The sequence below is a fragment of the Pseudomonas sp. R1-43-08 genome, from assembly GCF_003852255.1.
GTDB lineage: Bacteria > Pseudomonadota > Gammaproteobacteria > Pseudomonadales > Pseudomonadaceae > Aquipseudomonas.
On record NZ_CP027734.1, the window covers coordinates 1,714,310 to 1,735,599 of the forward strand.

19 protein-coding genes are annotated in these 21,290 nt (G+C 46.1%); 17 read left to right on the forward strand and 2 right to left on the reverse strand.

From position 1 onward, the window contains the following. Positions 1–14 precede the first annotated feature (14 nt). The 17 genes from rpsA to C4J87_RS07875 all read left to right on the forward strand — a co-directional run bounded on the left by rpsA (position 15) and on the right by C4J87_RS07875 (position 18,196). Positions 15–1,700, forward strand: a complete 1,686-nt coding sequence (gene rpsA, locus C4J87_RS07795) for a 30S ribosomal protein S1 (RefSeq protein WP_124361860.1) — start codon at positions 15–17, stop codon at positions 1,698–1,700. Between the two features lie 158 nt (positions 1,701–1,858). Next, entirely contained in the window at positions 1,859–2,143 is a 285-nt protein-coding gene (locus C4J87_RS07800; protein WP_124366329.1) for a hypothetical protein, read from the forward strand. Positions 2,144–2,275: 132 nt separating this feature from the next. Then, positions 2,276–2,572 carry an integration host factor subunit beta gene (gene ihfB / locus C4J87_RS07805; protein WP_003189779.1) on the forward strand — a complete coding sequence of 99 codons (297 nt, stop codon included), beginning with the start codon at positions 2,276–2,278 and terminating at the stop codon, positions 2,570–2,572. 23 nt (positions 2,573–2,595) lie between these two features. Continuing rightward, on the forward strand, positions 2,596–2,832 hold the full coding sequence (locus C4J87_RS07810) for a LapA family protein (RefSeq protein WP_124366330.1): 237 nt from the start codon (positions 2,596–2,598) through the stop codon (positions 2,830–2,832). A 421-nt stretch (positions 2,833–3,253) separates the two neighbouring features. Then, complete coding sequence (locus C4J87_RS07815) at positions 3,254–4,600, forward strand: GNVR domain-containing protein (protein WP_124366331.1); 1,347 nt, start codon at positions 3,254–3,256, stop codon at positions 4,598–4,600. Positions 4,601–4,956: 356 nt separating this feature from the next. Beyond that, positions 4,957–5,352, forward strand: a complete 396-nt coding sequence (locus C4J87_RS07820; protein WP_124366332.1) for an FdtA/QdtA family cupin domain-containing protein — start codon at positions 4,957–4,959, stop codon at positions 5,350–5,352. Between the two features lie 142 nt (positions 5,353–5,494). Beyond that, complete coding sequence (locus C4J87_RS07825; protein WP_124366333.1) at positions 5,495–6,520, forward strand: glycosyltransferase family 4 protein; 1,026 nt, start codon at positions 5,495–5,497, stop codon at positions 6,518–6,520. A 92-nt stretch (positions 6,521–6,612) separates the two neighbouring features. After that, positions 6,613–7,725, forward strand: coding sequence for a DegT/DnrJ/EryC1/StrS aminotransferase family protein (locus C4J87_RS07830; protein WP_124366334.1), 1,113 nt, complete (start codon positions 6,613–6,615; stop codon positions 7,723–7,725). Between the two features lie 9 nt (positions 7,726–7,734). Next, complete coding sequence (locus tag C4J87_RS07835; RefSeq protein ID WP_124366335.1) at positions 7,735–8,988, forward strand: O-antigen translocase; 1,254 nt, start codon at positions 7,735–7,737, stop codon at positions 8,986–8,988. Positions 8,989–8,992: 4 nt separating this feature from the next. Next, positions 8,993–10,126, forward strand: a complete 1,134-nt coding sequence (wecB, locus tag C4J87_RS07840) for a non-hydrolyzing UDP-N-acetylglucosamine 2-epimerase (protein ID WP_124366336.1) — start codon at positions 8,993–8,995, stop codon at positions 10,124–10,126. 77 nt (positions 10,127–10,203) lie between these two features. Further along, complete coding sequence (locus tag C4J87_RS07845) at positions 10,204–10,953, forward strand: hypothetical protein (protein ID WP_124366337.1); 750 nt, start codon at positions 10,204–10,206, stop codon at positions 10,951–10,953. Next, on the forward strand, positions 10,953–11,435 hold the full coding sequence (locus C4J87_RS07850; protein WP_124366338.1) for a hypothetical protein: 483 nt from the start codon (positions 10,953–10,955) through the stop codon (positions 11,433–11,435). The genes C4J87_RS07845 and C4J87_RS07850 overlap by 1 nt, the downstream gene beginning before the upstream one ends. Before the next feature lie 268 nt (positions 11,436–11,703). Then, the gene (locus tag C4J87_RS07855) at positions 11,704–12,621 is read left to right on the forward strand and encodes a hypothetical protein (RefSeq protein ID WP_124366339.1); all 918 of its coding nucleotides are present in this window, start codon (positions 11,704–11,706) and stop codon (positions 12,619–12,621) included. Between the two features lie 8 nt (positions 12,622–12,629). After that, entirely contained in the window at positions 12,630–13,883 is a 1,254-nt protein-coding gene (locus C4J87_RS07860) for a hypothetical protein (RefSeq protein ID WP_124366340.1), read from the forward strand. Between the two features lie 2 nt (positions 13,884–13,885). Then, complete coding sequence (locus tag C4J87_RS07865; protein ID WP_124366341.1) at positions 13,886–14,845, forward strand: SDR family oxidoreductase; 960 nt, start codon at positions 13,886–13,888, stop codon at positions 14,843–14,845. A 138-nt stretch (positions 14,846–14,983) separates the two neighbouring features. Then, on the forward strand, positions 14,984–16,090 hold the full coding sequence (locus C4J87_RS07870; RefSeq protein ID WP_124366342.1) for an acyltransferase: 1,107 nt from the start codon (positions 14,984–14,986) through the stop codon (positions 16,088–16,090). Between the two features lie 111 nt (positions 16,091–16,201). Beyond that, positions 16,202–18,196: a nucleoside-diphosphate sugar epimerase/dehydratase gene (locus C4J87_RS07875; RefSeq protein WP_124368944.1), complete on the forward strand. Its 1,995-nt coding sequence runs from the start codon at positions 16,202–16,204 to the stop codon at positions 18,194–18,196. A gap of 133 nt (positions 18,197–18,329) precedes the next feature. Here C4J87_RS07875 and C4J87_RS07880 read toward each other — a convergent pair whose 3' ends face one another. Both C4J87_RS07880 and C4J87_RS07885 read right to left on the reverse strand, forming a co-directional pair. After that, positions 18,330–20,210 carry an LTA synthase family protein gene (locus tag C4J87_RS07880; RefSeq protein WP_124366343.1) on the reverse strand — a complete coding sequence of 627 codons (1,881 nt, stop codon included), beginning with the start codon at positions 20,208–20,210 and terminating at the stop codon, positions 18,330–18,332. Positions 20,211–20,640: 430 nt separating this feature from the next. Then, positions 20,641–21,192 carry an acyltransferase gene (locus tag C4J87_RS07885; RefSeq protein ID WP_372238435.1) on the reverse strand — a complete coding sequence of 184 codons (552 nt, stop codon included), beginning with the start codon at positions 21,190–21,192 and terminating at the stop codon, positions 20,641–20,643. Between the last annotated feature and the right edge of the window lie 98 nt (positions 21,193–21,290).

Consider the following 21,290-nt stretch of genomic DNA (forward strand, 5'->3'; position numbering starts at 1 on the left):
CAACAGGAATTAAAATGAGCGAAAGCTTTGCGGAACTCTTTGAAGAAAGCCTAAAAACCCTGAACCTTCAGGCAGGCTCCATCATCACCGGTGTTATCGTTGATATCGATTACCAAGCTCGCTGGGTAACCGTTCACGCTGGTCTGAAGTCTGAAGCTCTGATCCCGCTGGAACAGTTCTACAACGATGCTGGCGATCTGACAATCAATGTCGGTGACGAAGTTCACGTTGCTCTGGACTCGGTTGAAGACGGTTTCGGTGAAACCAAGCTGTCCCGTGAAAAAGCCAAGCGCGCTGAATGCTGGATTGTTCTCGAAGCAGCCTTCGCAGCTGAAGAAGTGGTCAAGGGCGTTATCAACGGTAAGGTTAAAGGCGGCTTCACTGTCGACGTTAACGGCATCCGTGCGTTCCTGCCAGGTTCTTTGGTCGACGTTCGTCCAGTGCGCGACACCACGCACCTGGAAGGCAAAGAACTCGAATTCAAGGTCATCAAACTCGACCAGAAGCGCAACAACGTTGTCGTTTCCCGTCGCAGCGTGCTGGAAGCAGAGAACTCCGCCGAGCGTGAAGCTCTGCTGGAATCCCTGCAGGAAGGCCAACAAGTCAAAGGTATCGTCAAGAACCTCACCGATTACGGCGCATTCGTCGATCTGGGTGGCGTCGATGGCCTGCTGCACATTACCGACATGGCTTGGAAGCGTATCAAGCATCCTTCCGAAATCGTCAACGTTGGCGATGAGATCGATGTCAAGGTTCTGAAATACGATCGCGAACGCAACCGTGTTTCCCTGGGCCTGAAGCAACTGGGTGAAGATCCATGGGTCGCTATCAAAGCCCGTTACCCAGAAGGCACCCGCGTGACCGCGCGTGTTACCAACCTGACTGACTACGGCTGCTTCGCTGAGCTGGAAGAAGGCGTTGAAGGCCTGGTACACGTTTCCGAAATGGACTGGACCAACAAGAACATCCACCCTTCGAAAGTCGTACAAGTCGGCGACGAAGTGGAAGTTATGGTTCTGGACATCGACGAAGAGCGTCGTCGTATCTCCCTGGGCATCAAGCAGTGCAAATCTAACCCATGGGAAGATTTCTCTGGCCAGTTCAACAAGGGCGATAAAATCTCCGGCACCATCAAGTCGATCACCGATTTCGGTATCTTCATTGGTCTGGACGGCGGCATCGACGGCCTGGTTCACCTGTCCGACATCTCCTGGAACGAAGTGGGCGAAGAAGCTGTTCGTCGTTTCAAGAAGGGCGACGAGCTGGACACCGTTATCCTGTCGGTTGACCCAGAGCGCGAGCGCATCTCCCTGGGTATCAAGCAACTGGAAAGCGATCCGTTCTCCGAGTACGTTCAAGAGAACGACAAAGGCGCCATCGTTAAAGGTACAGTGAAAGAAGTTGACGCCAAAGGCGCCATCATCACTCTGGCCGACGATATCGAAGCGACTCTGAAAGCCTCCGAAATCAGCCGTGACCGCGTTGAAGACGCGCGCAACGTTCTGAAAGAAGGCCAGGAAGTAGAAGCCAAGATCATCAGCGTTGACCGCAAGAGCCGCGTAATCCAACTCTCCATCAAGTCCAAAGACGAAGTGGAAGAGAAAGAAGCTATCCAGAGCCTGAAAGAAGCTCCGGCAGCTGCAACTGGCGAGACCACCATGGCCTCCCTGCTGCGCGAAGCAATGGCTAAGCAGAACTAAGTTCTGTAAAGCTGTAGGAAAAGGGCGACTTCGGTCGCCCTTTTTTGTGCCTGAAATTTGATGAATCAACACCGCCGAACCAAGGCGTTCAGCCTGCGGTCAGAACTGGCTATAGTCTTTTAAAGATATTCCGTGTTACTGATTCGATAAGGGTTTGAATGAACAGGATTCTCGTAGTGCTCGCGTTAGTCATACTGGCCGGCTGCTCCAGCACCAGCGCCAAGACCCATGCCAAGAGCGGCGTTAGCGGTATTGAGATCGACTGCTCTGGTCTGGGCAATAAATGGGAGAAGTGCGAAAAACGCGCTGCTCGTGAATGCAAAATGCAGGGCTACAAAGTCCTCACCCGTTCCAGTGATGCGGCGGATGAAGAGGGCGACTATCCGTTTGGTTGGAATCCCGCTGGCGCAGTGACGCGCACGATGTTGGTAATCTGCAACTGAGGTTTCGATGTGCTCATTGCGGACGTTTATTTAAGCCGTAGATAAGTTGATATACGGGCTGTTCAAATTCATCAAGTCATGCTAAAACCTTCGAAGCGCTTTTCCTAGCTGCTTGAAAAAGAAGGGAAAAATATGACGAAGTCGGAGTTGATCGAACGAATTGTCACCCATCAAGGGCTGCTCTCATCCAAGGATGTGGAGCTGGCTATCAAGACCATGCTTGAACAAATGTCCCAATGCCTGGCCACCGGAGATCGCATCGAAATCCGCGGTTTTGGCAGCTTCTCCCTCCACTACCGCGCTCCGCGCGTAGGCCGCAACCCAAAAACCGGCCAATCCGTCAGCCTCGACGGAAAGTTCGTTCCCCACTTCAAGCCGGGCAAGGAATTGCGCGATCGGGTGAACGAAGAAGAGGAAGAGGGCGTCTAGTGTTTTTGGAGTAGGAGATGGTTATGCGTGGGGTTAAGCGCGTTGTTGCGGTATTCGCGGTGCTGGTTGCTGCGCTGGTGGTATTGGCGTTTGTGCTCGAGAATCAGCAGGGTGTTGCGCTGTCGTTCCTGGGATGGAGTACTGCGCAGATGCCGGTGGCGGTGTTTGTGGTGGTGGCGCTAATCGTTGGGATGTTGATTGGGCCGCTGTTGGGAGTTTATGTGCGCGGCCGGCGTGTTAGGACTGCGACGAAAGAGTAGGAGATCGGGTGCATTTCCACAGCTTCAGAGAGTATTTTATACGACCGTCTGTCAGATAAAATTTACTCTGTAGCGCCTTTTTTACATTGCTGGATCACGTCGATTAGCCACCCTGTTAAGGCCAGGCCCAGTATTTCCGACTGAGTGCTATCATACCTATTCAAATCTGCTGCCGTCTGACTCCTGTAGCGCCGAAAAATGAGCCATTTCCTTGGCTGATTAGGACTTTTCCTACAGACGTGTCAAGTCTTGTAATATGCCAAAGAGATGGCAAAATGGAATCTGTTCTCGATAACGGTCATTTTGTGCGCTCAAAATCTGGCAGAGACGCTGGGTTTTGGCGGTCATCCAATTAGAATAAAAACACGCAAATTGTCTGCATAACGAGCCCGCAGTTTCTCTTTGAAGGCAGGTTTTTGTTGTGAGTAGTAGCTTCCGCGCCCCCCCGGTCCTCTCGCCTCGCGAAATCGATTTTATTTCGCTCATGCAGTCTGCATTACGGCAAAAAAAACTTTTTTTGATCACTACTCTTTCTATCGGTGTGATTGCGGCTGGTTATGCCTTTTTCTCGACGCCTGAATATCAGGTTAGCAGTGTTCTGCGTCCGGTGGCGATTAATGAGTTGGATGCATTAAATCGATCCGAAATCTACCAATTGCCACCCGGAGAAGCTTTGATAAAGGTAGGGGCAGCGTTGGAATCTTATGATACCCGACTAGGTTTTTTTCGTACCCACCAGACAATGTTTAAACGTTTCGAGCGTCCCGGCAGGACGCTAGAGCAAAGTTTCGAAGAGTTCAATCGGGACTCCATTAATCTTGTACTCCCTGATTCTAAAGCAAATCTCCTGAGTGCTTACATAAAAATCGAAATGAAATATCCAGCAGGCGTAGACGGCGTATCCATACTTAATGAGTTTGTGAAGTACGCCATCGCCAGCGAGCGTGTGCAAATAGCGGCTGACGTAAGTGTGATCGTTAATAACCGCCTTCGTGAAATAGATGGTAAGTTGGCGGCTGCCCGTTCCAGTTATGAGGCTGATAAAACGCTTAGAATTGCTTCTCTCGTCGAGTCCGACGATCTGAAGAGGGCGCAGCTTCAAGACGAGTTGAAAGCACTGCGTGCCCAGCTCAAAGCGCTTCGGTCTGATCGAATTGCGCAATTAAATGAGGCAATAGCGATTTCCAAATCTCTAGGGATTCGTAAGCCTACAACGCCGTCCTCTCTTGGTGATTCCAATCGTACTGATTCAGCTCGTGTTATGAGAACGGAAATCAATAATCAGCAGATACCTTTGTACTTTATGGGGAGCGATGCCTTGGAGGCAGAGCGAGCCGCTTTGGCGAAACGAAATACTGACGATTTTGCTGATCCGCGCGTAGCTCAGATCGCCAGGGAAATGCGACTGTTGCAGTCGAATCGCGAAATTGAAATGTTAAACCGCCGTGAACAAGAGGATCTTTTCCTTAGTGGTGTCCAGCCATTACGTTCAGAAATTGCTCGATTGCGAAACCTGAACATTGATATGAACAATGTCAATCTGGTGACAATTGACAGGCAGGCATTGGAGCCTTTGGGGCCAGTGAAGCCAAATAAACCTTTGGTAATAGCTTTGGGCCTGTTTGCTGGGCTACTGCTGGGCATAGGCATTTTTCTAATACGTTATTTCATCAAGGCGCGCTCTGGGGTTGTCCCAGCCGTAAGTGCTTTTCGCTCGACGCCTTCCCACCAAGAAACTATTTCCATTTCTTCGCGTAGAGTGGACTGAATGGACCAACCCTGCTTTACGGTGCCGGCGAGATTTTCCCAGATGAGCTGAGCAGGTGAGTTTTTCCGAGCGCATTCATCTATCACGATTACGCCTCAAACGGTGCGCGTAGAAACGTCCTGGTCAATTACATGAAATCGTTCACAGGGCAGCTTCAGAGAGTCGTATACTTGCGAATTTTCCAGTTGGAGTTATCGGCAGGTGGTGAGAAATTTTGTGGGAGGCGGTCATCGCTGGGGTCGAGAAGCGGTAGATGATGGCAAAAAAATGGCATCCCGCAGGTTTGGTGGTTGCTATAGGTATAATTGGGCGAAGCTAGATAATGGACCTTGGCCGCACAATATTGAGGATTAGAAATGAGCTTTGTAAATACTTTCAATCTCAACGTCTTAGGTGATGAAAGAGGTCAACTATTCGTAATGGAGGGCGGGAAAAATCTGCCTTTTAGTATAAAAAGAGTGTATTACCTGACAGGTACGAAGCTAGGTGTATCTCGCGGTTTTCATGCTCATAAACAACTAGAGCAAGTTGCTGTATGTGTATCAGGTTCCTGCCGGATGTTGATGGATGACGGACGAGAGCGGAAAGAGTTTTTACTGGACTCGCCTGATAAAGCTGTTTTAATCGGCAAGATGGTCTGGCATGAAATGCACGATTTCAGCGATGATTGCGTGCTATTGGTGTTGGCGGACGACTATTATGATGAGTCTGATTATATAAGAAATTATGAAGATTTTAAGGAGCTGCTTTGAATTCGGTAGTCTGATAGTGAGTGGGTTTTTATGGCTGTCTAAGCGTTTCTCGTAATTTTATAGAAAATGAACGCTCAACAGATCGGCCACTGGGCTTGCCACCTCTGATTAATTAGTTCATATATCGATGGCACAGGTAATTATGCAGACCTATTTCTGGTTGTATGGGGTGGCAATATTTTTTTCGTCATTTTTTTTGACCGCACTATTACGTAAATACGCCCTCGCGCGCAGTATCATGGACATACCTAACGATCGAAGCTCGCATAACGTCCCTACGCCTCGGGGTGGTGGAGTGGCGATCGTTCTTACGTTTTTAGCTGCACTGGGGTGGATGGCGTCCGGAACGCTGATATCTTCGGGGTTTGTTATTTCTCTGGCGGGTGCTGGAGCTGTAGTGGCGATCATTGGATTCTTAGACGATCACGGGCATATTCCCGCGAGATGGCGACTCATTGGTCATTTCCTCTCCGCACTGTGGGCTCTTTGGTGGCTAGGTGGTATGCCCTCGATTACCCTCTTCAACTTTACTTTCAGCCTTGGGGTGTTCGGGTACGTATTTGGTGCGCTGTATCTTGTCTGGATGCTGAATCTTTTTAACTTCATGGATGGCATCGATGGGATAGCGAGTATCCAGGCCCTGTGCACGTGCTTGGGTGGCGTTGGCCTATACTATATTGTCGGTTCCAGTGCTTCAGCAGTAGCCTGCGCCGCTCTTGCAATTGCCGTAATTGGTTTTTTGGTGTGGAACTTCCCCCCGGCCCGTATTTTTATGGGGGATGCAGGAAGCGGTTTCCTTGGAATTGTGCTCGGTATTTTGTCGTTGCAGGCTGCATGGATTTCCTCTTCGATGTTTTGGGGGTGGCTGATTTTGATGGGAGTTTTCATCGTAGATGCTACCTTCACACTTATCAGGAGGCTGGCAAGGGGCGACAAGGTCTACGAAGCGCATCGAAGTCACGCATATCAGTATGCGTCCCGGCGCTACCGTAGTCATCGGCGTGTCACGTTAACGGTATTAGCGATTAACGTACTATGGCTCGCGCCGTTGGCGTTTATCTGTGTGATTTATGACATCGATGGCCTTTCAATCACAGCGCTGGCATACCTGCCTCTAGTGTTCCTGGCGGTCAAATTCCATGCTGGCGAGCTGGAAAAAAACGTGTAACCAACCCTCGTACGATGCTATTTTCGGCGTCTTTAAAGGTGCAGTGTGGAAAGCATGTACTCCGGCAACCAAAATATTTCAAGGATTTACATATGAACGTTCCTTTTCTGGATCTTAAGGCGATAAACCAGGCTTGCCGCGAGCAGTTGATTCAAGCAATGACTGATGTATTGGATTCTGGTTGGTATATTCAGGGTCAAAAGCTCAATGAGTTTGAGAAAAAATTCGCGGAATACTGTGGTACGGAATTTTGCCTTGGGGTGGCAAATGGCTTAGATGCGCTGACTCTGACGCTGCGCGCATGGAAAACCATGGGCAAGCTGAAATCGGGTGATGAAGTCATTGTGCCTGCCAACACTTATATTGCTAGTATCCTGGCCATTACGGAGAACGACTTGGTTCCCGTATTGGTAGAGCCGAATGCCGACACCTTCAACCTATGTCCTGAAAATGTCCGACGTGCCATTACGCCGCGAACAAGAGTTTTGTTACCCGTCCACTTGTACGGGCAACTCGCAGATATGGAAAATTTAATGGAAATTTCTTCTGATCATAACCTTTTGGTCTTAGAAGACTCTGCTCAATCGCATGGCGCTCAGATTGATGGGCGAAAATCTGGTAGCTGGGGCGACGCTTCAGGATTTAGTTTTTATCCAGGAAAAAACCTCGGGGCGTTAGGTGACGCTGGTGCCATCACGACCTCTGACCCAGAGCTGTATGAAGTATTAAAGGCGCTTCGCAACTACGGCTCTCATGAAAAGTACAAGAATATCTTCCAAGGCGTGAACAGCCGGTTGGATGAAATCCAAGCAGCTATTTTGAGCGTGAAACTTGGATTTTTGGATGAGCAGACTAAGCATCGTCAAAAAATTGCCAGTGCTTACTTAGATAACATAAAAAATAATGCTATTACACTTCCGGTAGTTGTTAGCCCTGAGCAACATGTATGGCACCTTTTTGTGATTCGTAGCTCGCGCCGGCAAGAGTTACAACGGTTCCTAATGGATAATGGCATTCAAACGTTAATTCATTATCCTATACCTCCTCATCAGCAGCAGGCCTACCCAGGATTAAATAATCTTGAACTTCCTGTGACTGAAAGAATACACAATGAAGTACTCAGTCTACCCATGGGACCTTCCTTGTCTGTAGAAGAAGCAGCCTACGTAGCTCAAGTGTGTAATCGTTTTATGAGTAAGGATTAACTTGTTCTTATGAACCTGCTGAAGACAAGCGTGCTTAATGGTCTCGCAGTACTGGTGAAGATGCTTACGCTCTTGGGTATTAACAAGGTGCTCGCTGTTTATGTAGGTCCATCAGGTTATGCCGCATTAGGACAGTTTCAAAATGCGATACAAATGATAACCACGTTTGCAAGCGCTTCGATTAATACAGGAGTTACGAAGTATACAGCTGAGTATCATGATAACGTAATGAAGCAGCGCTCAATCTGGCGAACCGCAGGCACTTTCGCCTTAATTGGTTCGCTTTTTTCGGGTGTGTTGGTTGCTCTATTTAATAAGTCATTGGCAGTCTGGTTCCTGAAGGACGCTTCTTTGGGAGGCGTCTTTATTTGGTTTGCCGTGGGGTTGCTGTTTTTCAGCTTCAACACGTTGCTTTTAGCGGTATTGAATGGAAAAAAAGAAATACCACGTTATGTAACCGCTAGTATCTCTGGGAGTTTATTCGCTCTAATCGTCACGGCTGTTATGGCACAACAACTTGGGTTATATGGCGCACTGGTTGCGTTGGCTATTTATCAATCACTCTCATTCTTTGTTACGATGCTAATTTGCAGAAAGCTTCATTGGTTTAAAATGGGGAATTTTATAGGTCGTATCGACCGGGATTCCGCAATAAACCTTTCAAAATACGCGGCCATGGCGTTGACTTCAGCTGTTTGTGTTCCACTTAGCTCGATCTTAGTACGTGATCATTTAGGGGGGACGTTTGGCTGGGCGGCGGCGGGTTACTGGGAAGCGATCTCACGTTTAAGTGCAGCGTATCTGATGTTGATTACCACGACGCTAAGTGTTTATTACCTTCCCAAGCTGTCCGAACTGACAGTTGTTAAAGAAATAATCGAAGAGTTGGCACTTGGTTATAAGGTAATTATGCCGCTCACGATGCTGGGTGGCGCCACATTGTACCTTATGCGAGATTTTGTGATTGAGCTCCTGTTCACTAGCGAGTTTTCACCCATGCGTGATTTATTTGCATGGCAAATGCTTGGTGACGTATTAAAAATTGGTGGATGGATATTAGCCTATTTGGTTCTAAGTAAGGCGATGTACAAATTTTACATCGTTGCTGAAGTGGTATTTTCCGTCAGTTTCGTGGGCCTGACGTGGTTGTTGACGGATTACTTTGGGATTCAAGGTGTCGTTATCGCATATGTCATGAACTACGCTTTATATTGGCTGGTCATGGCCGCTTATACCTACAGATTTTTAAAGGCTCAGAGGTGAAGTTATGTTGAAAACTTTGTGCGTGTTTGGTACTCGGCCGGAAGCTATTAAGATGGCGCCCGTAGCGATTGCTTTAGCGAAAGATCCTGGTATAAACGCGAAGATCTGCGTAACCGGACAGCATAGGGAAATGTTGGATCAGGTTCTTAAACTGTTCGCTCTAGTGCCTGATTTTGACTTGAACATCATGAAACCGTCACAAGACTTGACGGATGTGACTGTCAGAATTCTTGAAGGTTTAAAAGGCGTTTTTGCCGAATTTGTACCTGACATAGTTTTGGTCCACGGCGATACCGCAACTACCTTCGCAGCAAGTCTTGCTGCTTACTACCACAGAATACCTGTGGCGCATGTGGAAGCTGGGCTGAGGACGGGGGATATTTATTCTCCTTGGCCGGAAGAGGGAAACCGTAAGTTAACAGGAGCATTGGCCAATATTCATTTCGCCCCAACACAAACGTCTCAGGCTAATTTACTAAGGGAAGGCGTTCCTGCAAAAAATGTGCTTGTCACGGGTAATACCGTTATTGATGCACTGATGATGGTTATTGATCGCCTGAAAACTGATGAACAGCTGAGAGAGGGAGCGGCCCAGCCGAGTTCTTTTATTTCTCCTGAGAGACGTATTGTCCTAGTAACAGGGCATCGGCGCGAAAGCTTTGGCGATGGGTTTGAGCGCATCTGCAAAGCATTGGCTCATATTGCTCAAGCTCACAAAGACGTCGATATTATCTATCCTATGCACATGAACCCTAATGTGCGCGAGCCAGTAAATAGATTGCTTAAAGATATCAAGAATGTGTATTTAATCGAGCCATTGGATTATTTGCCTTTTGTATATCTCATGGAAAAATCCTACCTCATCCTAACTGATTCAGGTGGAATTCAGGAAGAGGCCCCTTCTTTGGGTAAGCCAGTCCTGGTTATGCGGGATACCACAGAAAGGCCTGAGGCCCTGGAGGCCGGCACTGTCAAATTAGTGGGGACCGATGTAGAGGTTATGATCGAGGAGGTTGATGAGCTTTTAAACAGCCAATCTGCTTACGATAAAATGTCATTCGCCCATAACCCCTATGGAGATGGCAAGGCGTCCCATCGTATAGTTGAAGCCTTGAAGCAAATGTTTAATAAGTCGTAAAGAGCAGTTCGATTGTCTCCAATTGAAAACCTAAACATCGTCTGTTTGGGTTTTTAAATTTTAAGAAAGGGCGTGCAGTGGATCATCACAGCAAAAATCAATTCGAAAGCAGTACAACATTGCAGAACTTTTTTTTGTTTTCGATTTCGATGGTTTTTTTTCCTATCTTGCCTGGCGTTTCCGAAACCCAACCGCTGCTGCTGTTGGCGTTGGGCGCGCTATGTTTATTGACTGGCCGGTTATCGGTAAATATATACATTTGGATCTTGTTCTATTTTTCAGCGCTTGTTTTAGCTGTAGCGTATTTTTCAGATTTTAATCCTGAGTTTTTGTCGGAGCTGTCAAAACTTATCTTGGTAGTGACGCTGGTAGTGCTTGCTTACCCATGGATAGGATTTGGGAGTACCGCGTTTTATAGGCTTTTTGTAGCCATTCATTTATTTATCGCATTAATGGCGTCATTGAATCTGACTTCTTGGTTAGCCAATTATTTTGGTCGCTACACTACGTTAGAGGGCGGACGGGGTATATCATACCTTGCTAGTGAACCCTCTTACGCAGCAACTTATCTGTTCTACGTGGCCTTGGCATATACTTTGGGATTAAATAAGGGAGTGTTCAGTTCTAGGATAATGCAGTGCACCTTGCTTGTTTTGTTGCTCAGTACTTATTCATTAATGGGTTTTTTGTTTTTTGTGTTGGTTTTGGCCGTCGATATTTCATTAGGGCGGGTATACAAAAAGATCGTCGTTGGGGGACTGGCGGCGTTGGGGGGGGCCTTTTTTTCGTCGCTGTTGACCGGGTGTCAACTGAGCTCATTCCGTTAGTGACTTCTATGTTCTCTGGCGAGGTAGGAGTACTGCAATGGGCGTTGGATTACCCAAGTGCCAGTACTCGCTTTATTCTAAATGGGAGTGCCATTTTGGACGGACTACAACGCATATTCTATTTTCCCGAACTTTCCTTCAATGAAGCCCTGCCGTCGATCCTCAATGTGTATGGACTTGGACCAATACTTTACGAGCATGAAGTCATTGGTGCGTTGCATTCGGAAGGTGTTGTGTTAAAGCCGCAAGCGCTCTTTCCCTATGTGGTGTACATGTTTGGAGTGCTTGCGATACCTTTGCTTTTTTATCCGATCTATGTTGCTTACAAAGTAATTAGCGCGAAGAAATATTTGTTGTTTCTTGTGTGCCTTGCGTTGATATTTATCTTTTTTTTCTATCAATCTCAATACGTCAACCCGATCCAGTTTTTCGTGTTCGTCGTAATTTATAAGTATTTTCAAAAAGTGGAGAGGCCCTTATGAATTTTGTTTTTTACAATCCCAGCAGGATTGTCGGGGGGGCAGAACACCTTTTTTTTAGACTGTATGTGCTTTACAAGCAGCAAGGTTATAAGTGTAAGGTTGTGGATTACGCTGACGGCGCTTTCTCTGAATTGGGAGTTCCTTCTCAGGACGTCATAGCTATCACAAGTATCCGAGAGAAAATCACAGCGACGTGTGATGTCCTCCTGCTTCCGCCAAATATGGCGTATGAGGCTTTACGCAATGTGACGGTGGGGGAGATGCCAAGGTGGTTTTTTGGTCCATTCATCCCTATAACTGTATTCCAATCTTGCCTTTTGCTTTTTATAAAAAACTCGACACTTCAAGTTTTTTAAAAAAAATTATAGATATAGCGCTACTTACCGTGCAGGTTAAATATGCGCGCGCTCTATTTAAGTTAGCGTCGGCTAAAAACGCGTTGTTTTTTATGGATCGGGAAAACTATATTTTTGGTCAGAGGTTTATCGGCGGCGAGGTGGCGGAGCATTTTTTACCTATACCATCGCCTGTGATCTCTAATGTTAAAGTTAATAGTGATGAAAAGAGAGAGTTGTTGAATTTTTTCTGGGTCGGCAGACTGGTCGATTTTAAAATTGGTGCGTTGAATCGTGTCATTCGGGATCTGGATGCCTGGAGCCAACGCCGAGGAGTTGACTTAGTATTGCATATAGTGGGCAGCGGAGATTCAGAAGAAAAGATGCTTGCTCCTGAACACTGCAAGATCAAAAAATATGGATATGTGAATAACACTACGTTGCATAAGCTGCTAGCGACTACTGCAGATGCGGTATTCAGTATGGGTACTTCCATCTTGGAAAGCGGTGCAATCGGTGTGCCTTCATTTATAGTTATGCCGACCTATCAAGCAGTTGGTGCAGAGCGCTCCTACATGCCTTTGTCAGAGACGATAAACTTCGACCTAGGGGCTTTTTCTGCGAGTGAAGGTTTGAAGGATTTTGGAGAGCTAGTGGCTGGTGGATATATGGGTAGCACCTACGGTGAGACCTGTAAAACCTATGTGCTCCAACATCACGATCTTGATCGTGTCGCTGCACAGCTTGTAGCCATGGCGCAGAATTCAAATCTCCGATTTAGCGAGATCAGCAGTTCCTATAGAAAGTTTTTCATATCCAGATATATTTTTTCCGTTCTAAGAAGAAAGTGAGGCCGATTTTGCGTATTTTATTCGTAGGAACTGAGATTTCTTTGAAAAATAGCCCAGAGGGAATTATCTCTCGAGCCATTTTGGAAGGGTTTATAAAAAACGGCTGTAAAGTGGATTTAGTCTCTCCTCGTTTACCTGACAGTATAGAAGGGCTTAGTCAGCATTTCTCTTACAGCGCCAAAGAAAATTTTGTCGTAAATAAGCTATATAAAAAAGTTACAGGCTTCGAAGGCGGAGGGTTTTTTGACTATTGCTGCAAGTTAATAGGTGATATGCCCGTCAATGAATATGACATGGTTTTTATCCGCAGCGACCCAGTTTCGCTCCATAGGTTGGCTTTGTTGATCAACACGAAGTTCGGCAAGCGATGTGTTTGCTCTTTTGGTGATGTGGGGTCTGTAAACCCATATTATTCAGGTGGCTTGCTTACAAGTTTGCGGAAAAAAAATCTAGCCAATCTGGAGCGGAAAGTTGTAGCAGGGGGGAATATCATTACTCAGACCAACCAGCGAAGCATTGATCTTTATCGTGAGGCTGGTTTTGATGTGTCACGGTTTTGTGTGCTGCCAAATCCGATTGTCAGCACTGTTGATAGAAATCAGCAGTTGCTGACTATTGAGGAGCTGGCCGAGTATCCGGATCCGATTATCCAGTGCTATGAGAGCGTCGTTTCCACAGCGAGTGTGCATAAGCAAAACGTCGCGTTCATTGGGTCTTTTTATGGTGAGCGCAAACCTGACGCAATGCTTGATTTTTTCGCTGGCAGAGATGATGTTGCGTTGCACATATTCGGAGGTGTCAGGAATATATTGTTTGAAAAAAACGGAATTGCTTACCGCTGGATGCGTGAGACGGGGCTCGCCAATCTGGCTAATAGCGCTGAAAAAAAAGGTGTGAAGAATTTTTACGTCTGGCCCTTCATGCCTATTACACTAATTAACAGTCTAGTGGTTAATCAGTTCGACGGGTTAATCAACGTTGACGCTGATTTTAAACCTAATCCTTTTTTGTCTTCTAAGGTTGTTCAGTATCTCGGTTATAATAAATCGATTTTTAATTTTAGTAATGAAGGTGCGACCGTTGACTTGTTGAAAGAGGCTGGGATTGAATATTTTATTGATTATTCAAATCCGTTGAAAGACGCCCGCCCGTTTTCAGAAATTTGTAAAATATCGCGCCCTATGATTGATCTCGCCGACTATTATTCCAGGGAGAGCGTGGTGCAGCGCTTTATGGTTAGCTACGTAAGGGAGAATATCTGAGCATGAAAATTTTTTTGACTGGCCTTGGCTTTGTCGGGTCGAAGTTAGTTACTCATCTTATCCAGTCGCCAGAAAACCAATTAAGGGTCGTTTCACGTAGCCCTAGCGCGACGCTTCCGGCAGGGGTTCACTTTGAGCAAGTGGACAGTCTGGAAAAAGTAATTAACTGGCCCACATTGATTGGCGACTCTCAAGTTGTTATTCACACGGCGGCGCGTGTTCATGTAATGAATGATAGCTGCGATGACCCTCTTGAAGAATATCGTAAGGTTAACGTCCGGGGCACCTTGGCTCTCGCTGAAGCTGCAGCGGCTGTCGGGGTAAAACGCTTTGTGTTCGTAAGTTCGATCAAGGTCAACGGTGAGGAAACCTTCCCTGAGACCCCCTACAAGGCAGATGATGTGCCTGCTCCCCGAGATCCTTATGGTATTTCAAAACTTGAGGCAGAGCAGGCCCTTCAAGCGTTAAGTTCAAGTTCAGGCATGGAAGTCGTTATTGTGCGACCGGTCCTTGTGTATGGGCCACGGGTTAGAGCAAATTTTTACAATATGATGAACTGGCTATTCAAAGGTGTGCCACTGCCTTTGGGGGCAATTAACAATAAGCGTAGCCTTGTGTCCATCTATAACCTGGTAGATTTTATCGGCGTCTGCGCAAAGCATCCTCGCGCAGCCAATCAGACTTTTCTAATCAGTGATGGCCAGGATCTGTCGACTACGGAACTGCTTCAGAAAATGGGACGGGCGCTGGGCGTCTCAGTTCGCTTGCTACCGGTTCCAGTCTCGATGTTGAAACTCACGGCCTCCATCGTAGGTAAGTCAGGAATTTCTCAGCGGCTGTGTGGCTTTTTGCAGGTCGATATAGAGAAAAATCGGCGACTATTAGACTGGGTTCCTGTGTGCTCAGTCGAGGAGGGCTTGGCTAGAACCGCTCAAGATTTTCTGACGGGGCGTAGGGCTTGAGCTGCTCCGAGATATTCAATGGGGCTGGTAATATTGATAGCGTGCGGTCTTATTTGGGCTTAAAGATCCTTGGTATTGAAAGGCTCAGCCTGTTTGAAGAAGACGTTATTCTAGGATGCATATAGTGGCGGCTCTATAATGGATAAACCTCAAGTTAATTTTATACAAGCGCTGCGGGCGATTGCCGCGTTAATGGTTCTTTTATGGCATTTTCGGCCTTCAGTGACGGGTGAGTTTGAGGCATCGGCGCTAAAGGTCTTTTTCGCTAATGGCTTTTCCGGTGTGGACATTTTTTTTGTTATCAGCGGATTCATTATGATTTATTCCACCGGCGACAAGCCTGGTGGCACCCTCAGTGCTGTTTTATTCTTGGTCAAGCGTTTTGCGAGGATCTGGCCATTGTACGCGGTGGGTACGTTACTCTATGTGATATTTTTGTTATCACTCGGATGGTTCACCCATGAGGAATACCAAAAGCTGTTGCCCAGCCTTATGTTCTATCCAGTCATACCCGCACCAACGCTGGATGTTGGGTGGACCTTAAATATAGAGATGTATTTTTATCTGATTTTCGCGTTTTCATTAATTTTTGATAAGCTTCGTTGGTATGTTGCTGGTATTTGGATTACAAGCACTGTGGTTTTGCAAAGTCAGATTTCAGGGTTCTCTGGGTGGGTTGGAGAGTCCTCGCTGATTCTTCCCATCTTGAACCAAGCTATTCATCCCTGCATTCCTGAGTTTTTCGCTGGCATGTTGCTCGGAAAGTTTTTTATGTCAAATATTTCCGTTCGTAGACAAACTGGACTTGTTGTGGCGGGGCTATTAGTGACTTTCGCGCTGTGGCAATATTTGAGTAGTTTTTCGGCGAAACCGGGAATAAGTGGTATGGGAATGGGAGCTGTTTCCTTGGTCGCGGCATTTGTCATTGCGGAAAAGTCGGGATCTGGTTGGCGCCCTGGAGCATTTTTGATGTGGGTCGGAAAAATCTCTTTTTCAATCTATATCTTACATACAACCGTTGGTCTCGCTATTACCCGTATGCTTAATCAGCAAGGTATGTCGGATTACACCAATTCAATTGGTTATCTCGCATTTCTTATAATGATTATTTTCGCCCTTTCGGCACTTAGCCATGAATATATTGAAGTCAGACTTAGCCGAAGGCTATCCAAATTTATGATACGAGCGGTTTATTCCTCGGTAGCGCGCTATACGAAGGGCGAGGCAACGGTAGATAAGGCATGAGCAGGCCGATTTTCATTACGGCTTCAGCTTTTGCTATATCATTTTTACATCTGCTATTAAAATGTGCCGTGGAGGTTGGTTTTCGATCAGGCCACAGGCATGGAGATTTTTATGGATAGGTTGCGAGCATTTCTTTTGGGGCTGCCTCGCCGGCACAAGCGTCTAATTCAAGTGTCCACAGACGTCGTTCTGGTATGGATGGCGCTATGGATGGCTTTTGTCGTCCGCTTGGGTGTGGATGATATGATCAATCCCTTGTCACAACATATATGGCTTTTTCTTTCGGCCCCTGTTATTGCTATCCCTCTTTTTGTGCGGTTTGGTATGTATCGCGCGGTGATGCGGTATTTTGGAAATGATGCATTGATCGCCATAATTAAGGCTGTCAGTCTCTCTTCCCTCGTACTTGGTGTCGTCGTCTATTGGTATAGCAACCATCAAAATGTTGTGCCACGATCGATTATCTTCAACTACTGGTGGCTCAGCTTAATTATGATTGGCGGATTACGACTCGCAATGCGTCAGTATTTCCTAGGCGACTGGTTTGCTGCCGCACAGCATGTTCCATTTACCAGCCGTGATGATGGCCTGCCCAAAGTAGCTATTTACGGAGCGGGCGCTGCGGGAAATCAGTTGGTGGCTGCGCTGCGAATGGGAAGAGTAATGAGACCTGTAGCTTTTGTTGACGATGATGCAAGTATTGCCGATCGCGTCATATCTGGCTTGCAAGTTTTTAAACCGAAGAATATTCAGCGAATGTTGGAGACAACGGGAGCTCAGGAAATATTACTTGCAATACCTTCCTCCTCTCGGGCGCGTAGGCGCGAAGTTTTAGGATTGCTGGAAAGTTTTCCGATCCATGTGCGTAGTATTCCTGGCATTATGGATCTAGCTAGTGGCCGAGTAAAAGTTGATGATATTCAGGAGGTTGATATTGCCGACCTACTCGGTCGTGATGCTGTGCCTGCCCAGAGTGATTTGTTGGAACATTGTATTAAAGACCAAAGTGTTCTAGTAACGGGAGCTGGAGGGTCCATCGGTTCCGAGCTGTGCCGTCAGATTTTGTCTCTTCAGCCTAAAGTATTGCTCTTATTTGAGCACAGTGAGTTTAATCTTTATAACATCCAGTCAGAGCTTGAACAACGAGTGGCTCGTGAGTCTCTACCGGTACGGGTTTTACCAATCCTCGGCTCCGTTCGTAATCAGCAAAAACTGCTTGATGTGTTCAATACTTGGCGAGTAGATACCGTTTATCATGCCGCTGCGTATAAGCATGTTCCAATGGTTGAGCATAATATAGCTGAGGGGGTGTTTAATAATGTTATTGGTACCTTGAATACCGCGCAGGCTGCAATGCGGGCTGGCGTTAGCAATTTTGTGCTGATATCGACAGATAAAGCAGTTCGTCCTACGAATGTAATGGGCAGTACTAAGAGATTAGCAGAGCTGACTTTACAAGCGTTGAGTCGCGAGGCTGCGCCGATTTTATTTGGCGATAAGTTAGATGTGCCTCAAGTGAATAGCACGCGCTTCACTATGGTTCGTTTTGGAAACGTGCTGGGTTCCTCGGGATCCGTAATTCCACTATTTCACAAACAGATTAAGTCAGGTGGGCCTCTGACAGTTACTCATCCGAAAATCACTCGCTATTTTATGACTATCCCCGAAGCGGCGCAGCTTGTAATCCAGGCAGGATCAATGGGGCAAGGTGGCGATGTATTTGTGTTGGATATGGGAGAACCTGTAAAAATTGTAGAATTGGCTGAAAAAATGATTCATTTGTCGGGACTTAGTATTCGTTCAGATAAGAACCCTCATGGTGATATCGCTGTTGAATTTACTGGGCTACGCCCAGGTGAAAAATTATATGAAGAGTTGCTGATTGGAGATAACGTAGTTGCGACTCAACATCCGATGATTATGAGCGCTAACGAAGATTTTTTAACTTGGGATGCTTTGAAGCTTAAGCTAAATGAGCTTCTTTCTGCTGTAGAATCTGATGACTATTCTAGAGTGCGTGAGCTATTAAGGGATACAGTGAGCGGCTATTCGCCTGATAGTGAGATAGTTGATTGGATTCATCTGCAGCGACGCTTGGAGCCGTAAAGTCTTCAATAACTATCGGCACTCTTCGTTGAGTGTCGATAGTCCATTGGTAATTGATTGGATGAGTTTCGCTGTATATTAATTTTTTCTAGTACTTTCGACTATATGTTTTAAATAGGATTTTTGCTTAAATTTAAGGTTGCTCTTCATTGTTTGGCATATCCTCGAAAAGAAATTTCTGACTTTTTTGATTGCCAAAGATCATGTCATATTGAATTGTGTGATACTTCTGAAGTAAGTTGCCTTCATCCTTGCGCCAGTTTTCGATCCAACTCCCATTTTTATTTAGAATCATTCGACGATCAATTACAGGTATCGCCTCACGTATTTTATTGAGCAGGCCGGAATAAAATGGATGATGGAAGTTCAGCTCTTTCAATATGAGGCTCGGTAGCATACTAGGGCTTATAATGATGCCGCTTTTAGCGCCTTTTGCGCCAGTTATTGAGGACCAGAGTATAAGCGGTGTTTTCCTGAGCTGTAGATATTCGTTTTTATTTAACCTCTCCGTACTTGGGCTAGTGATGAGTCCTGTCTGTCTATAAGCTGCGAGATTCGCTCCTAAATAGGGAGTATGATCGCCAAAGAAAACTAGCAGGCTTGGTCTCGCCCGTAAGCTAAGTTTTCCCATTAGTGTTGTCAGAGCTCTATCTGAATCGTAAATACCCTGCCCATAGGTTTGAACTGCATCGTTTTCATTAATTTTTTTATCCATTTGAATGTAGATATTTGGCTGCGCATATCTATCTTTTTCATATGGGCCATGATTCTGCATGGTCACTGCGAATACCACTTTAGGCTCGGTTGTGGCCTCTAGGGTTTCATAGAGTCTATCCATTAATGCACTATCGCTCACAAAGGGTCCAAGTGAGGGTAGCCCCGGCATGTTCTCAAGCCCCATGAAATGCTCAAAACCGAGATATTTATAAACGTTATCCCTGTTCCAAAAATGCTTATAATAGGGATGTATAGCTATTGTTTTATAACCATGCGCCTTTAGGGTCCAGATTATCGAAGGTATGTTTCTATATATATACTGTTGATACGGTACCGAGCCGGCAGGAAGAAATGCGTTCGAGAATCCAGTCAGTAGTTCAAACTCTACATTTGCGGTATTGCCGCCTTGGCTGGGCGAGAATATATCCCCTGTAGAAAGCGCGCGGATAGTGGGCATCGGGTCGGGCATCGAGTGAATTCCTGGGAGACGCGTTGGATCCCAAAAGGCTTCGCTCATGATGATAATGATATCTGGTTTTTGGCCTGTATCGCTTATCGTGTCCGCGTTTTGCTCAGCAGCTGGCTTTCCAATTTCTTTTAACGCTATTTCGATCGGCATCGTCGGGTGATCTACTAGGGCTGACTCCATATTCATCAAAAACGCTAGGAGAAATCCGTTTTGCCTGTAGTTCTCAACTTGAGCCCAAGGCATGGCTTGGACTTTCAGTACATCCTGCACCCATTTTTGACCAAGTGTAGTGCTGGTGCAAATTACCGTAGCTAATAGCATTAAGCAGCTTGAAGCTATTAGCGCTCGTCTGGGAGGCTTGCGCCTTTGCTTTTGATATACAACGCTTATTGCCCAGACTGTTATCAGCGCCAGTATTAAGCCGCCTAAGAACCATGCGACTGCAAGATTAGATTTTTCCTTGGCAAGTTCAGGTAATAATTTATAAACTTGATCAGCAAAAATAAAGTCCCACGGGTAAAGTGGCTCTGATAAATAACCTAGCTTTTGGCGGCTGATCAGAGCTATGAGTATTAGTGGTAAGCTAATCGGCAGCATCGAAAAATAACGTCGCCGCAATAGTGCGTCCAGTATAATAAAAATACTAGTCATGACCAGAATAGTCATGCCTGCTTCTCGCATCGAAACTTGCAGAAAGTTTATTGTCAGAAGATTCAGTCCCGAGCAATACTCAACAAGACAAACTAGCAGGGTCGAAAAAGAAAAGTAAATAAACGTTTCACGCAAAAATCGCAGTGTGCTGCAGCACAATTTTGCAATTTTACTCACAATTAAGCTCCTAGTAGATGGAGGGCGGGGAATACAACCAGAATTTTTATTGGTTCTGCATCCGATTTGCAATGAAGCAATTTTTGGTTAAACTCTTATTGTCCATCAATTTTTAGGCGATTGTACTACAGATTTCTAGTCTGGGAGTAGCATTGCTACACAGGCTGTGCATAGAGTCTGACGATTTGGCCTAGGCAGCTTGCTCTTCGTTTTCCACACACTATTTTTGTATTTAAGGCCGTATGCTGAAGTTTGCCTTCTATATGGCGGATGGTGAAATTTCCAATTGGATATATCAGCAACGTCGACTTAACCCAAGCATTGGGACGATATATGGAAGGGTTCATACAGTGACCTAAGGATGCCTAAATTTTCAATTTTAAATTATTGAGCATAAGCCGGTCTTTGACCGGCTTTTTCTGCTAGGTATCTACACGTTTTTTTTGGTTTGAACGCTCACTATTTTGGCTGGGTTACCTACGACGGTTGCGTTTGCCGGCACTGACTTGGTAACTACAGCCCCTGCGCCTACCATCGCATTCTCGCCAATCTGCAACCCGGGCAAAATGGTGCAATTGGCGCCTAAAGATGCGCCTCTGCCTACGACAGTACGGTCGAAGCTTTCAGGATAGACTTTGCTTCTGGGATAAATGTCATTGGTGAAAGTAACATTTGGCCCAATAAATACGTCATCTGAAATGGTTATGCCATCCCAGATTTGCACACCGCATTTGATCGTGACGCGGTCCCCAATGGTCACATCGTTTTCAATGAACACGTGGTCGCAGACATTGCAGTCCGCTCCAATTTTTGCGTTAGGCAAAATATGTGTGAAGGCCCAGATTCTGGAGCCTTTGCCAATGTCTGATGATTCGCACAATGCATGAGAATGCACGAAGTAGTCTTTAGTATCGCTCATTTCTTCTCTACCTGCTTTTGACTCAAAGCGTAATAGTCTCTTGGAAAGGAAACCGATTTCCATTTTTTTCGATGTCTTTTTTGCTGGTGGATGGTCAATGCTTACGCAGCTCCGAAATTGCTCACATGTTCATCCATGAGATTTTCGGCGCGCTCGCGCTG